Source organism: Undibacterium sp. Di27W, assembly GCF_049340345.1.
Lineage (GTDB): Bacteria > Pseudomonadota > Gammaproteobacteria > Burkholderiales > Burkholderiaceae_D > Undibacterium.
Genome location: NZ_JBMPOS010000010.1, coordinates 166,382 through 180,425 on the forward strand (window position 1 = coordinate 166,382; position 14,044 = coordinate 180,425).

12 protein-coding genes are annotated in these 14,044 nt (G+C 52.9%); 9 read left to right on the forward strand and 3 right to left on the reverse strand.

Annotation, left to right across the window (positions count from 1 at the left end):
* Positions 1 to 28: 28 nt before the first annotated feature.
* Positions 29 to 940, reverse strand: a complete 912-nt coding sequence (locus ACO0LF_RS20115) for a LysR family transcriptional regulator (protein WP_423017230.1) — start codon at positions 938 to 940, stop codon at positions 29 to 31.
* A gap of 132 nt (positions 941 to 1,072) precedes the next feature.
* Here ACO0LF_RS20115 and ACO0LF_RS20120 point away from each other — a divergent pair, with 132 nt between their 5' ends.
* From ACO0LF_RS20120 to ACO0LF_RS20130, 3 genes are all read left to right on the forward strand, one after another.
* Positions 1,073 to 1,612: an ester cyclase gene (locus ACO0LF_RS20120; RefSeq protein WP_423017232.1), complete on the forward strand. Its 540-nt coding sequence runs from the start codon at positions 1,073 to 1,075 to the stop codon at positions 1,610 to 1,612.
* Between the two features lie 42 nt (positions 1,613 to 1,654).
* Positions 1,655 to 2,521, forward strand: coding sequence for a polysaccharide deacetylase family protein (locus ACO0LF_RS20125; RefSeq protein WP_423017234.1), 867 nt, complete (start codon positions 1,655 to 1,657; stop codon positions 2,519 to 2,521).
* Positions 2,522 to 2,643: 122 nt separating this feature from the next.
* Positions 2,644 to 3,915, forward strand: coding sequence for an O-acetylhomoserine aminocarboxypropyltransferase/cysteine synthase family protein (locus ACO0LF_RS20130; protein ID WP_423017236.1), 1,272 nt, complete (start codon positions 2,644 to 2,646; stop codon positions 3,913 to 3,915).
* 179 nt (positions 3,916 to 4,094) lie between these two features.
* Here ACO0LF_RS20130 and ACO0LF_RS20135 read toward each other — a convergent pair whose 3' ends face one another.
* Complete coding sequence (locus ACO0LF_RS20135) at positions 4,095 to 6,422, reverse strand: ATP-binding protein (protein WP_423017238.1); 2,328 nt, start codon at positions 6,420 to 6,422, stop codon at positions 4,095 to 4,097.
* 246 nt (positions 6,423 to 6,668) lie between these two features.
* Between ACO0LF_RS20135 and ACO0LF_RS20140 the strand changes: the two genes are divergently transcribed.
* The 4 genes from ACO0LF_RS20140 (at position 6,669) to ACO0LF_RS20155 (ending at position 11,000) form a co-directional block, all read left to right on the forward strand.
* Positions 6,669 to 7,157 (forward strand): rhodanese-like domain-containing protein, encoded by a 489-nt coding sequence (locus ACO0LF_RS20140; protein WP_423017240.1) that lies wholly within the window; start codon positions 6,669 to 6,671, stop codon positions 7,155 to 7,157.
* A 48-nt stretch (positions 7,158 to 7,205) separates the two neighbouring features.
* A complete protein-coding gene (epsC, locus tag ACO0LF_RS20145; RefSeq protein WP_423005480.1) occupies positions 7,206 to 8,162 on the forward strand; it encodes a serine O-acetyltransferase EpsC in 957 nt (318 codons plus the stop codon).
* 107 nt (positions 8,163 to 8,269) lie between these two features.
* Positions 8,270 to 9,211 (forward strand): family 2A encapsulin nanocompartment shell protein, encoded by a 942-nt coding sequence (locus ACO0LF_RS20150; protein WP_422949117.1) that lies wholly within the window; start codon positions 8,270 to 8,272, stop codon positions 9,209 to 9,211.
* Positions 9,186 to 11,000 (forward strand): family 2A encapsulin nanocompartment cargo protein cysteine desulfurase, encoded by a 1,815-nt coding sequence (locus ACO0LF_RS20155; RefSeq protein WP_423017243.1) that lies wholly within the window; start codon positions 9,186 to 9,188, stop codon positions 10,998 to 11,000. Before ACO0LF_RS20150 ends, ACO0LF_RS20155 begins: the two co-directional genes overlap by 26 nt.
* Positions 11,001 to 11,075: 75 nt before the next feature.
* Here ACO0LF_RS20155 and ACO0LF_RS20160 read toward each other — a convergent pair whose 3' ends face one another.
* The gene (locus ACO0LF_RS20160) at positions 11,076 to 11,657 is read right to left on the reverse strand and encodes a TetR/AcrR family transcriptional regulator (RefSeq protein WP_423017245.1); all 582 of its coding nucleotides are present in this window, start codon (positions 11,655 to 11,657) and stop codon (positions 11,076 to 11,078) included.
* Positions 11,658 to 11,791: 134 nt separating this feature from the next.
* Between ACO0LF_RS20160 and ACO0LF_RS20165 the strand changes: the two genes are divergently transcribed.
* Positions 11,792 to 12,643: an alpha/beta fold hydrolase gene (locus ACO0LF_RS20165; protein WP_423017247.1), complete on the forward strand. Its 852-nt coding sequence runs from the start codon at positions 11,792 to 11,794 to the stop codon at positions 12,641 to 12,643.
* Positions 12,640 to 14,037: an MFS transporter gene (locus ACO0LF_RS20170; protein WP_423017249.1), complete on the forward strand. Its 1,398-nt coding sequence runs from the start codon at positions 12,640 to 12,642 to the stop codon at positions 14,035 to 14,037. The genes ACO0LF_RS20165 and ACO0LF_RS20170 overlap by 4 nt, the downstream gene beginning before the upstream one ends.
* Positions 14,038 to 14,044: the final 7 nt, after the last annotated feature.

Sequence of the window (14,044 nt, forward strand, 5' to 3'; positions counted from 1 at the left end):
GCGCAAACAGATATTTGCTGACGTGGTACTAAGATGGACTGCCAAACACTTCTACCAGCATATCGATGAATAAACGGGTGCGTAAAGGCAAATAACGGCGTGAAGCATACATGACTCTTATGGGCGCACTGTCGCCACTCCAGTCGGACAGCACTTCCACCAGGCTGCCATCGGCCAGTGCCGGTGCCACATCCCAGATCGAGCGTCTGACCAGGCCCAGGCCAGCGCAGGCCCAGTCGTGGGCCTGTTCACCATTATTGGTTAGCCAGTTGCCTTGCACTCTTACAGTCTGGCTTTCGCCGGTTTGAGTTGAATGCAATTGCCAGTCTGCATGCATGGCACTGGATGGCTGCATGAGTATGCAACTATGCTGGCTTAAATCGGCTGGTATGCGCGGCGGATTCCGGTGGGCGAAATACCCAGGCGCTGCACAAATCACGCGGCGATTGTCGGCCAGTTTGCGTGCTACCAGGCGCGAATCACCATTAGACCCTATGCGCACCACACAATCGAAACCAGATTCTATGACATCCACTACATCATCATTGAGCGAGAGCTGTACCTGCAAGGCCGGATGCCGGCTGGCGAATTTTGCCAGTGCCGGGCCTATGTAATGCCGGCCCAGGGCCACCGGAGATGAGACCCGCAGCAGGCCGCGTGCCTCTGCCTGGCCCAAGCCCAGTTCAGCCTCGGCATTGGTGACATCCAGCAAGATGGCCTGGCAGCGCTCGAAATACAGGGCGCCTTCTTCTGTCAGGCTCAGGCGGCGTGAACTGCGTTGCAACAGACGCACACCCAGGGCTGCTTCCAGACGGCTCATGCGCTTGCTCCCTACAGCTGGGGAAAAGCCCAGTTCCCGTCCCGCTGCAGACAGGCTGCCACTGAGTACCGCCTGCACAAACAACTTCATATCGGCCAGTTCTATCATCAGAAAATCCATGCATTTTTTCCATAATGGAATAGATGCTTTCGTAAATATGTCTATTTTCAATAATTTGGAATGGTAGCACAGTAGCGTTCAGGACAAATTTGCTGATCAACTCACAACTATTCACTTATTAAAGGAAATACCATGCATACCAAATTCTTATCCAGCCTGGGCTTCATCTTGCTCACTGGCTTAGCCGCACATACTGCCCAAGCGGAGGATGGCTTGCCGCAGCCGCTGAACACCATAGTCGACACATCTATCCCGGCGGCCCAGCAGCAGAGCATGGCCCTGGCGGCACGGCGCTACTATGCTTTCTGGAATACCGGTGAGGCGCACTATGTGCAAACTGCGCTTGCCGCGAACTTTATCGACAGGAATTTGCCTGCTGGCCGTCCACAAGGACCAGAGGGTGCTTTGTTTGCCTCAAAAAACTTTCGCGCAGCTGTGCCTCATTTGAAACTGGAAGTACAAGAAATGCTGGTGGTCGGTGACCGCGTCATAGGTCGTTTGCATTTCACTGGCCACTATAGCGGCAGCTTTCACGGGCAACAGGGCGATGGCCGCAAGGTGGATTTTATAGCGACCGATATTTATCGCATCGCCGATGGCCGCATCGCTGAAAACTGGCATCTGGAAGATAACCTGACTTTGTTGCAGCAAATGGGCGTGGTAAAAAACTGAGATCAAAAACTGAATAGCGTAGAGCAGAACGGGAGCAAGAAAATGTCAGAAAAAATCATCCTGCCAGCGGGCCAGTATTGGCCAGATGGCATACGCATGGTAGTGTCCATTTCCATGCAGTTTGAAGCCGGAGCGCAAGCTGAGCATCAGAATGGCTCCCCTTTCCCGGCCATGGAAGACCAGAGCCTGCCAGATTTGCCAGCGCGCACATGGTTTGAGTACGGTGCGCGGGAAGGTATCCCCCGTATGCTGGATTTATGGGACAAGTTCAAAGTGCCGGTCACCTCGCATATGGTAGGCCAGGCAGTACTGCACAGGCCCGCGCTGGCGCGTGAGATTGTGGAACGTGGTCATGAAGCCGCTGCTCATGGCCATAGCTGGACGCCACACTGGAGCATGACTGAGGCAGAAGAACGCGCCTCGTATGTGGCTAATAGTGAAGCGATATTTGCAGCCACAGGCACGCGTCCTACCGGTTTTAATGCCTTCTGGCTGCGTGGCACGGTGCATACCCTGAACATCTTGCAGTCGCTGGGTTTTAGCTATCATATCGACGACCTCAGTGCCGATGAACCCATGCTTACTACCGTCAATCAGCAGCCCTTTGCCATTGTGCCGTATACCTTGCGCAATAATGATATCGCCCGCTTTGGCGCAGAAGGCCCACTGACGGCACAGGCTTTCGGGCAAGAGTTGCGCGATGAGTTTGATCAGCTGTATATGGAAGCTGGCTACAAGCGGCGCATGATGTCAGTGTCGCTGCATGACCGCATAGGTGGTACACCGGCGCGTGTCAGGGTCATGGGTGAATTTTTGCAATATGCCTTGCAGCATCCCGGTGTTGTTTTCATGCGCAAGGACCAGATCGCTGCGCTGGCACTCAGCCTGCCCGACGTGCCACAGAAATGAGGCAGGGTAGAGGTTAGTTTATCTGCGTTTTCTGGATAAGCAAATTCCAAATCCATCCTTGTGATTTTTGTAAGTCATTTGTATGATCTGAGCAGCTCAAATCACATAAAAGGATGTCTGGAATGAAGCTGGAAACTATTGCCGTACATGGTGGCTATACACCCGATCCGACCACGCGCGCAGTGGCCGTGCCTATCTACCAGACCGTTGCCTATGCCTTTGATAATACCCAGCATGGTGCAGACCTGTTTGATTTGAAAGTGCAGGGTAATATCTACTCACGCATCATGAATCCCACCAATGATGTGCTGGAAAAGCGCGTGGCCGAGCTGGAAGGTGGTATTGCCGGTCTGGCGCTGGCTTCTGGCCAGGCTGCCATCACCTATGCGATACAGACCATAGCCGAGGCTGGTGACAATATCGTCTCTGCCTCTACCCTATATGGCGGCACCTATAATCTGTTCGCCCACACTTTACCTCAGTTCGGCATAGAAACCCGCTTCGCCGATTACCGTGATCCTGAATCCTTTGCCAAACTGATTGACGGCAAAACCAAGGCGGTGTTTGTTGAATCTATCGGCAACCCGCTAGGCAATATCACCGATATCGAAGCGATTGCCAAGGTCGCTCACCGCCATGGTGTGCCGTTGATCGTTGATAATACCGTGCCTTCGCCTTATCTCTTGCGCCCCATAGAATTTGGTGCCGATATCGTGGTGCATTCACTGACCAAATACCTGGGTGGGCATGGTAATTCCATAGGCGGCATCATTGTTGATTCTGGCAAATTCCCCTGGGCTGAACATAAAGAAAGATTCAAGCGCCTGAACGAGCCTGATGTCTCTTATCATGGCGTGGTATATACCGAAGCATTGGGTGCAGCTGCCTACATAGGCCGCGCCCGCGTCGTGCCACTACGTAATACTGGTGCAGCCTTGTCACCTTTCAATGCCTTTCTGATACTACAGGGTATAGAAACCCTGGCCTTGCGCCTGGACAGGATCACCGACAACACCATCAAGATTGCCCATTACCTGGATAAACACACTAAAGTGAAATGGGTTAATTATGCTGGCTTACCTGAGCATAAAGACCATGCGCTGGCGCAGAAATACCTGGGCGGCAAGCCTTCTGGCATCCTGACCTTTGGCCTGGAAGGCGGGCGTGAAGCTGGCGGCCGCTTCCAGGATGCCTTACAGTTATTCACTCGCCTGGTGAATATCGGCGATGCCAAGTCCCTGGCCTGCCATCCGGCTAGCACCACACACAGGCAATTGAATCCTGATGAACTGGCGAAAGCCGGCGTCACTGAAGATACAGTGCGTTTGTCGATAGGCATAGAACATGTCGATGACTTGATTGCTGATCTGGAACAGGCATTGGCGGCTGCTTGATCTTACTAGCTGTTGCCAATTCGGTCGGCGGTGTTGTACATTCCTGTCGTCTTAATTTTGCAACAGCATGACCCGCTAAAACCTGTTAAAACGATGGAAAAACAAGAGCGGTATACATCTGCCAGGGTGCACCATGCGCACCCTGCATACTCACTTTCGCGATAGCTTTTAAATTTACCTCAGTTGCTTTCAATCAGGCTGGCAGGATGCAAGCTATTGGTTTCTGCCAGTGGCAATTCAAAAAAGAACTGGCTGCCGACGTCAACCGTTGAGGTAAAGCCTATGCTGCCATCCATTTTTTCCATGATGGTTTTGCAGATATTCAAGCCCAGGCCGGTGCCGCCTTTCTTGCGGGTATTGGAACCATCAACCTGGCTGAATTTCTGGAAAATCTTACTATGAAAATTAGTCGGTATACCGCAGCCATGGTCGGTGACGATCACCTTTAATTTTTGCTTTTCCAGATTCAATTCCGTAGTGACTTCAACTTTCCCTTCCTTGTGTGAGAACTTGATGGCATTCGACAGCAAGTTGGCAAGTACCTGGGCAACCCGCTGGCGATCCACATTCACCAGCAAGTCCGCATACCTTTCCTGGCAAATCATCGTCACACCATATTGATCTGCATATGCCTTGTTGGTATTGATGGCATCCTGCATCAAAGGGCCAATCTGGCTGAGCTGGAAGTTGAATTCCATTTTCCCTGAAGCGATTTTTTCAAGGTCGAGTATGTCATTGATGAGATGCAGAAGACGGTCTCCATTACGCATGGCGACGGTAATCAATTCTTGTGCCTTGTCGGGAATCTGACCAGCCACGCCTGCGGCAACCAGGCGCAGGGCACCATTGATCGATGTTAATGGCGTGCGCAATTCATGGCTGACCATGGAAACGAATTCATTCATCATCATTTCTACGCGCTTGCGGTCAGCGATGTCAAAACTCATGGCGTAGAAACCATCGACTTCACCCGCATCATTGTAGGCAGGCACGTACACGGACTGATAATAGTAGTCACGCTTGTTGAGATTGCCTTCACCTTCAAAACTGACCCTTTCACCCGCCAGCACGGCTTGCACATGCGGTGCATGGGCTTTGTAGAAATCGTCACCGACGACTTCGCGCATGGTCCTGCCCAGCAGGTGATGGGGTTTTACGCCGAATTCTGTCGTTACGAAAGCATTCACGAACAGGTAACGTTCCTGCCTGTCCATGAAGGTGATAATACAAGGCAGATTATCGGCAATCGCTTGCAAGCGGCTTTGCACGCTACGCTGTTCTTGCAAGGCATTTTCCAGCTGGCTGGCTTTTAACTCAATTTCACGTGTGCGTTCAATGACCGTTGCTTCCAGATCCTGATTGCTATGCTCGATTTTTGTCAGGTATTGCTCTTCTTTTTCCAGCATCCCGGCTATCGTGGTGGATAACAGGTGGGCTTCATGGAAGCCCTCGACGACAGGGAAGACGGGCTTTGCCGTGTTGGCATCACGGGTTTGCGTACGCTGCTCCATGAAAGAACTGAGCTTGATCAGGGAAGAAGACAGGCGGCGCGCCAGCAGCGATGCCAGCAAGGCCAGCACCAATCCCAGTATACCGCCTGATATCATGATTTCGCGCTGCAGATTATGCAAGGCAGCCATGGCAACATCCTTGGGCTGACGCACCAGTATGCTCCATTGCAGGGAGGGGTAATTACGCTCCTGCCCTGTCATGGTATAAGCAGTCAGGTATTTCTGCCCGTCATCCCATAGCTCTTCGGTGACACCACTCTTGCCGTTGCGAGAAAGTTGAAGGCTGTTGGCCGTTATTTTTGTTTCTTCCATTTTCAGTGGCCCCAGCAAGACCGTGCCATCTTCACGCGCCACCAGGACTTCTGCTGCATATTGCTTGTCGGCTGGTGCCAGTATGTTTTGCACCAGATTGCGTGTCCAGTTCCAGCTCAGGTGTACGCCCAGTACACCGCGCAGACTGCCGTCTGAACTATAGACAGGAATCGAAACATCCACAAAGCGCCAGGGATCTATGCTATACGGCAGCAGCTTTTGTAATAGCAGGGCTGGGTGGTAGTCACCTGCGTATAAGGATTTTTTGCCATTGATGAACCAGGGGCGCTGGCTGACGTCCTGTCCTTCCAGCATGCCCTTGGTGGATGCTAGCACTGTGCCATCAGGGGCAGCCAGGCCTATCCAGGCATAGTCTGAGAAATTGTGCTGCAGGTGATCAAGAATGCGACGCACATCGGCCGGATCTTTACCATCCCTGACTTCATTGAGCTGTGACAGCAGTTGTACATCGCTGACCGATTTTTGCATGACCTGGTCGAGTGCATCACGCATTTGCCATGCCACTTGCTGCAGCCTTTGCTCGGCTTCTTTCTGCGCATAGTTTTTAGCGAAATGGTCAACCAGTAGCAGGGCTGACAGAACTGTACATAGAACAACTGCACTGACCCCCAGTGTAAGCAGGGTCGCGAGCTTGGGATACGAAGTAGATTTAACTGTAGCCATAGTAGCGATAAAGTGGTGGAGTTCTTTAAGCTTGCTTGTCTTTAGTTTGTCGTGACTTAGTCATAATAATACGCCTAACAGACAGCAATACAGTGTTTTGCGCACTGCAGCAAGTTTTGCATTGTGGCGATAATCACAGCATATTTGAAAAATGGATAATTAACTTCATTTTTATTCGTTTTCTGCCTTAGGTAATTTCTGTACATTCAATCTCTGTGATGAAAAACATAAATACAGAGAACGTGTATGACAGCTTCCCCACTTATAGAGACCCTCACTGGGCCTCTCACCGAACCTCTCACATTGGCTGCTGCTCGCCAGCGCGCCAAAGACGCTGGTTTGCCATTTGCTGGCAGCGTTTCCCCGACGGATGCCTGGGAATTGCTGCAGCAAGGCCTGGCGGTGATTGTTGATGTACGTAGTAATGAAGAACGCAAATTCGTCGGTCACTTACCAGACAGTCTGCATGTGGCCTGGGCGACAGGCACGGCTTTGACGCGCAACCCCCGCTTTGTCAAGGAGCTGGAAGGCAAGCTTAAGGAAAAGCAGGCCGTGGTCCTGCTGCTGTGTCGCAGCGGCAAGCGCTCTGCACTGGCAGCCGAAGCCGCCAGTAAGGCGGGTTTGCCAAATGTTTTCAATATAGAACAGGGCTTTGAAGGGGACCTGGATGAAGTGCAGCAGCGCGGGCATAGCGGTGGCTGGCGCTTCCACAAGCTGCCCTGGGTACAGGATTGAAGTAATAGAAGTAATTGCGGACTTAAGGACTTGAGAAGGCAGAGCATCATGGGACAAGCATTGCAACAGACTAAAGAGATACGCGCTTCGCTGTTCGGCATAGAGCAGGTTGTCAGCGAGCTGGCAGTAGTGCGCCATGCCTGGCGGCGTCGCCAGCAAAGATCAGCCGAGCCAGGAGGGCGTGAATTGCCATCGCGCGATGCACTGGCAAAAATTCTCAATGACTTGCGCGGTGCACTTTTCCCTATGCGCCTGGGGCCGCCTGAATTGCGGCAAGAGAGTGAAGATTTTTATGTGGGCCATACCCTTGATACCGTCCTGCATTCTCTGCTGAGCCAGGTCAGGCTGGAACTTAGCTACGCCTCACGCTATCACGAAGAAGAAGGTCTGCATATTGATGACCGTGCCCTGACGATAGTGCGTGAATTTTCGCGCGCGCTGCCCGGCATACGCTCATTGCTGGACAGCGATGTCATCTCGGCCTATCAGGGTGACCCGGCGGCGCGCACGGTTGATGAAGTCTTGCTGTGCTACCCCGGCATACTGGCGATGATACATCACCGTATCGCCCATCAACTGTATCAACTGGGTGTGCCGCTGCTAGCGCGCATCGTTGCCGAGATTGCCCATGGCCAGACCGGTATCGATATCCACCCTGGTGCCAGCATAGGTGCAGGCTTTTTCATCGATCATGGTACTGGCGTGGTGATAGGCGAGACTGCCGTCATCGGCCAGCGCGTGCGCATTTACCAGGCCGTTACGCTGGGGGCAAAACGTTTCCCCAGCGATGATGATGGCAAGCTGCAAAAAGGTTTGCCGCGTCACCCCATCGTTGAAGATGATGTGGTGATCTATGCCGGTGCCACGGTGCTGGGCCGCGTCACCATAGGTCGTGGTGCCATCGTTGGGGGCAATGTCTGGGTTACCAGCGATGTGGCGGCAGGCAGCCATGTCAGCCAGGCCAGCTTGCGGCACGAACAGCAAAATCCCGTTTCTTTGGTTTGAACAAGTGAGCTTCAAATAAACAGCCGTGAACTACATAACACGGCTGCTTATCCCCGCACGCCTGTTCATGTTTATTTTTTCGATATACTGACTAATGGAGTAGAGTAATGACAGATGTAAGTAATGAAGTAACTGCAGGTAATTTCGCTCTCAGCGACAATGCCGCCAGGCAGTTAGCGAACGCGACCAAGACCGTTCCACAGTTATCCACCATCTCACCACGCTGGCTGGTGCATTTGCTGCAATGGTTGCCGGTAGAGGCAGGTATCTACCGTCTCAACAAAGTAAAAAATCCCAAGGATGTGCGGGTAGCCTGCTCTCAGCGCGATGAATCAGAATTGCCGCAAACCTTTGTCGATTATGACGAACAGCCGCGCGAGTATTTCCTCAATGCGGTAGCGACTGTGCTGGATGTACATACGCGTATTTCTGATCTGTACAGCAGCCCGCATGATCAGATCAAGGAACAATTACGCCTGACGGTTGAAACTATCAAGGAACGTCAGGAAAGCGAACTCATCAATAATCCTGATTATGGTCTGCTGGCAAATGTGCATGATGATCAGCGCATCTCCACCCTGACCGGTGCACCTACCCCAGATGACCTCGATGATTTGCTGACCAAGGTCTGGAAAGAGCCAGGCTTCTTCCTCGCCCACCCATTGGCGATTGCTGCTTTTGGCCGTGAGTGCACACGCCGTGGTGTGCCACCACCTACAGTCAGCCTGTTTGGTTCGCAATTCCTGACATGGCGTGGTGTGCCACTGGTGCCGTCTGACAAATTGCCTATCGAAGATGGCAAGACAAAAATCATCCTGTTGCGCGTTGGTGAAAAACGCCAGGGTGTGGTTGGCTTGTTCCAGCCTGGCCTGGCGGGTGAACAAAGCCCTGGTTTGTCGGTGCGCTTCATGGGCATCAACCGCAATGCGATTGCCTCTTACCTCATCTCCCTGTACTGCTCGCTGGCAGTGCTGACAGATGATGCAGTGGCTGTTCTCGATGACGTAGAGATAGGTAAATATCATGACTATCCTGACACCTACAAATAATACTGGCGCGGCAAATTCAGGTTTGCCAGATGAAGCCGCGCTGAACCAGATGGCATCAGAATTTTTTGCACTGGTGCCAGGTGCGGCGCAAGCAGCGGCGCAATTCTTGCCGGGCTTTAGCAAGGGCAATACGCCTGAAGCACCACAAGCAGTTCCAACCTCGGCGCGTACGCCTTTGCACGATAGCAGCTCGATACAAAGCCAGCCTTCTGTCTCTGCCAGTGGCGTACCGCAAAATGGTGGTAGCAGTATTGCACCATCACGCCCGCAAGCGGGTGGCGCCAGTTCCAGCACGCCCTATTATTTTGTCGGGCAAGAGCATGGCTACCCCATTGCTGACAATCATCTGGACAGCTTGGCAGCTCAAGGTACTGGCAAACAGTCTGGGGCCAGTGCTTTCAACGTGCCGGGGCAAGAGCAATTGCAACGCATACTGGGTGAGCTGTATCCGGCCTCTGCGCCTGCACAGCAATCTGGTGGCAATGCTACGCAGCCAGCGTATTATTTCCAGCAAGGTGAGCAAGACTACTGGGATCAGGCACCGCGTGCAGCTAACCCATCACTGGCAGCACCCTTTGACATCAATGCCGTGCGCAGGGATTTTCCTATCCTGGCTGAGCGTGTCAATGGCAAACAACTGGTGTGGTTTGATAATGCGGCTACCACGCACAAGCCAAAGGCTGTGATAGACCGTATCAGTTATTTCTATGAGCATGAGAATTCAAATATACATAGAGCGGCTCATGAATTGGCGGCACGTGCCAGCGATGCTTATGAGTCTGCACGTAAAAAGGTAGCCAAATTTCTTGGTGCTGCCTCTGAACAGGAAATCATCTTCGTACGTGGCGCGACTGAAGGTATCAATCTGATTGCGCAAACCTTTGGCAAGAAGTTCATAGGAGCGGGTGATGAGATCATCGTCTCTGAGCTGGAGCATCATGCCAATATCGTGCCCTGGCAACAACTGGCGGCTGAAAAGGGCGCTGTCATACGCGTCATTCCTGTGGATGACAGTGGCCAGGTCTTGCTCGACGAGTACCGCAAGCTCCTGAACAGCAAGACCCGCCTGGTGGCGGTAACGCAAGTGTCCAATGCCCTGGGTACTATCGCCCCTGTGCATGAGATCACTGCCCTGGCTCATGCCGCTGGAGCCCGCGTGCTGATAGACGGGGCGCAAGCCGTGTCACATCTGCGCGTGAATGTGCAGGCGCTGGATGCCGACTTTTATGTCTTCTCAGGTCACAAGATATTTGGCCCGACTGGCATAGGTGTGGTGTATGGCAAGAAGGCCTTGCTCGAGCAATTGCCACCCTGGCAGGGCGGTGGCAATATGATAGCGGATGTGACTTTCGAGCATACCCGTTATCAGCCAGCACCGGCACGTTTTGAGGCGGGTACGGGCAATATCGCCGATGCAGTCGGCCTGGGAGCGGCAATAGATTACGTCGAGCGCATAGGCCTGGAAAATATCGCCCTGTATGAACATGCCTTGCTGGAATATGCAACGCATGGTCTGAAGAGCATACCCGGCGTGCGCCTGGTCGGTACTGCGCATCAAAAAGCCAGCGTCGCTTCTTTTGTGCTGGCAGGGTATGAAACGGCAGAAGTGGGTAAAGCGCTCAATGAAGAAGGAATTGCGGTACGTTCCGGCCATCATTGCGCCCAACCCATCTTGCGTCGCTTTGGCCTGGAAGCAACGGTGCGGCCTTCGTTTGCTTTCTACAATACTTGTGAAGAGATAGACCGTTTGCTGGCGGCGGTACGCAGGCTGGCGAATAATCGTAAGTGAAATTTGCAAGTGAAGTAAATAGTTTTAATGCACCGCCTGCCCCTTGAAGTAGGGGCAGGCTTTTTTATTTCTTTATTATTTCTGTACCGACTTCAACACAAAATCACTGGTATCACGCAATATTTCTTCGGATTTTTCCGGGCTATTCATCATGCGCGATAACAGCAAGCCGCCTATCAGTGTAGACAACACGCCATGGGCGGTAGTGGCATCGTCCTTTACTTTTGAACGTTGTAATTGCCTGGTGATCAATGCCAGCAATTTATCTACTCCCTGCACCATCACTTCCTTGCTGGCAGCTTCGCCACGCGCTGCTTCTGCCCCCAGTGCTGCAATCGCACAACCCTGGCCTGGATGTTCACTATGCGCCCGACTCAGATAGGTATGCACCAGACTGGCGATGGCTTCCTCGTCACTGGCAAGTTCAGTATTACGCAGCAATTCTGTACGGGTGCTCGACAGTGAATTATCACAGGCCTCGGCTATCAGCGCTTCCTTGGACGCAAAGTGTTTATAAAAACCGCCATGCGTGAGCCCGGCTTCTTTCATCAGGTCGGCCACACCTATGCCATTGATGCCATGTTCACGGTACAGGCGGGCAGCGGTTTTAACTATGCGTTCACGGGTTTGCGCGGCTTGTTCGCGTGTAGTTCTCATTATTTTTTCCTTGAAATCTGGTAGCTAAGATTTCTTTTTATGACTATTTTTTAGCCACGTTTGACATGAATCTCTATTTTAGATGATAATCAACATCCAATGGATTATATTCGTCATCTAATTTTGAGGGCAGCATGAATACATTTGGCAAGGAAGCAACAAATCCTATCGTGAACATGATCTTGCAGGCATTTACCCAGCCGCACAGGCAGCAAGAAACTGAGGATGATAAAAAGGCATTGATAAAGGCGCGGCCAGTCAGTATTCCTTATGCTGATCTGAAATTGCGTGCCTGGACCTGGGGGCAGGGGCCGCAAGTCTTGCTTTTGCACGGTTGGGAAAGCCGCGCCAGCCACATGGCGGGTTTTGTCGCTCCTTTGCTGCAAGCCGGTTTTGGCGTGACCGCGCTGGATGCACCGGCACACGGTGCATCGCCAGGTGAAACGAGCAATGTGCTTGACTATGGCAAGGCCGTTGTCGCTGTGGCAAAACATCTGGGGCCGCTGACAGCCACTATCTCCCATTCCGTAGGTTCAGCCGCCAGCCTGTATGCCTTTGCGCAAGGTGTGCAAGTCAAGGCCAGTGTCCATCTGTGTGGCCCGGCTTCGCTGACCCGGGTATGTCAGCACGCCGCCAGGGCAGGTGGTCTGGATGAGGCAGCCAGAATACAGCTGGAAGAAATGCTGGCAAGCAGCATAGGTGCACCGCTGTCAGTCATGGACCTGACTCAACTGCAGCGAGGTATGCGCCACCCGGCCCTGATCATGCATGACCCTGACGATAAAGAAATGCCCTATTCCGAAAGCCAGGCACTGGCTGCTGCCTGGCCGCAATCCAGCCTGGTGGCAAGCGTAGGAACTGGACACAGACGCATCTTGCGCACGCCAGAGATTCATGCGGCGGCAGTCAGCTTCATTATTAAAAATATCGTCGCTGCGATTGTTGGAAAAGTTCAAGACACCGAAGATGCAGGAGAAAAATCATGAAAAACCTCAGCCCCTGGCCTACCTTCGCCCTGGCCAGTGTCGCCGTATTTCTGGTGTCACTCGATGCCACCATAGGCTTCGCTGTTTTCCCCGCGCTGCGCCATGCCTTCCCGGATGTCCGACCCAGTGAGCTGTCCTGGGTGCTCAATGCCTACACCATCGTCTATGCCGCGCTACTGGTACCTGCCGGTCGTCTGGCAGATTTACTGGGGCGCAAGCGCCTGTTCATACTCGGCGTAGGCATATTTACCCTGGCATCCGGTTTATGCGGCGTAGCTGGAAGCACGGCCATGCTGATCTCTTTCCGTGTATTGCAAGCTATTGGTGCCGCCTTGCTGACACCGACTTCACTGGCACTGGTATTGCAGGCTTTTCCTATCGAGAAGCGCGCCATCGCCGTCAGCCTGTGGGGCGCGGTTGCTGCACTGGCGGCGGCGGTTGGGCCTAGCGTGGGTGCGCTCATTATCGAGAGCATCAACTGGCAATGGGCATTTTTGATCAATGTTCCTATAGGCATCATCGCCATGATCAGGGCTGCGCTCAGCCTGTCAGAATCGCGCAACCTGGAAACCGGCCACCGCTTTGACTGGCCAGGTGTGTTCTTGCTGATCGCAGGCAGTGGCTTGCTGATACTGGGCATAGTCCAGTCCGACAGCTGGGGCTGGCTGGCACCCGCGACTCTTGCCACCATCAGCGCTGGCGTCGCACTGCTGCTTGTCTTTATCTTTTGGGCCAAAGGTAAGCCACATGCGGCGGTGGACTTGAGCTTGTTCGAGGACAGGAATTATCGCTTTGTGAATGCTGCCACCCTGGTATTTGGTGCAGCGTTTACTGCCATGTTCCTGAGCTTCTTTTTATTCATGACAGCAATCTGGCATTACGGCCTGACCAAGGCGGGATTTGGCATTACTCCGGGGCCTTTGATGGTCATGCCAGTGGCGATTATCTCAGGCCGTTATGTCGCGCGCTTTGGTCATAAACCCTTGCTGGTAGCAGGTGGACTGATCTATGCCTTGAGTGGTCTATGGTTTTACCTGAATACCAGCCTGACGGCCGATTATCTTACAGTATGGTTGCCCGGCATGCTGCTTAGTGGCATAGGTGTAGGTCTGGTGTTGCCATCGCTGTCAGGTGCAGCAGTGGCGCGTCTGCCTGCAAAACGCTTTGGTGTGGGGAGTGCTGTCAACCAGGCAGTGCGCCAGTTTGGTTCTGCCCTGGGAGTGGCTTTCACCGTGACCATACTGGGTGGACAGGTACAGAATCTGCAGCAATTTCGCTATGTCTATCTCTTCCTGATCGCAGGTGGTGTATTGACTACCTTGCTAAGCATGTTCATCAGGACGCAGCCTGTGTCGATACAGGAAGCTGGCATCAAGGTGGCAACAGCAGCTTGATCTTAAG

Excerpts from the sequence above, each read along its gene's own strand:
- ACO0LF_RS20140 (WP_423017240.1), top strand. The coding sequence starts at position 6,669 with ATGACAGCTTCCCCACTTATAGAGACCCTCACTGGGCCTCTCACCGAA.
- ACO0LF_RS20165 (WP_423017247.1), top strand. The coding sequence starts at position 11,792 with ATGAATACATTTGGCAAGGAAGCAACAAATCCTATCGTGAACATGATC.
- ACO0LF_RS20155 (WP_423017243.1), top strand. The coding sequence starts at position 9,186 with ATGACTATCCTGACACCTACAAATAATACTGGCGCGGCAAATTCAGGT.
- ACO0LF_RS20130 (WP_423017236.1), top strand. The coding sequence starts at position 2,644 with ATGAAGCTGGAAACTATTGCCGTACATGGTGGCTATACACCCGATCCG.
- ACO0LF_RS20150 (WP_422949117.1), top strand. The coding sequence starts at position 8,270 with ATGACAGATGTAAGTAATGAAGTAACTGCAGGTAATTTCGCTCTCAGC.
- ACO0LF_RS20135 (WP_423017238.1), bottom strand. The coding sequence starts at position 6,422 with ATGGCTACAGTTAAATCTACTTCGTATCCCAAGCTCGCGACCCTGCTT.
- ACO0LF_RS20115 (WP_423017230.1), bottom strand. The coding sequence starts at position 940 with ATGGATTTTCTGATGATAGAACTGGCCGATATGAAGTTGTTTGTGCAG.
- ACO0LF_RS20120 (WP_423017232.1), top strand. The coding sequence starts at position 1,073 with ATGCATACCAAATTCTTATCCAGCCTGGGCTTCATCTTGCTCACTGGC.
- ACO0LF_RS20160 (WP_423017245.1), bottom strand. The coding sequence starts at position 11,657 with ATGAGAACTACACGCGAACAAGCCGCGCAAACCCGTGAACGCATAGTT.
- ACO0LF_RS20125 (WP_423017234.1), top strand. The coding sequence starts at position 1,655 with ATGTCAGAAAAAATCATCCTGCCAGCGGGCCAGTATTGGCCAGATGGC.
- ACO0LF_RS20170 (WP_423017249.1), top strand. The coding sequence starts at position 12,640 with ATGAAAAACCTCAGCCCCTGGCCTACCTTCGCCCTGGCCAGTGTCGCC.
- epsC (WP_423005480.1), top strand. The coding sequence starts at position 7,206 with ATGGGACAAGCATTGCAACAGACTAAAGAGATACGCGCTTCGCTGTTC.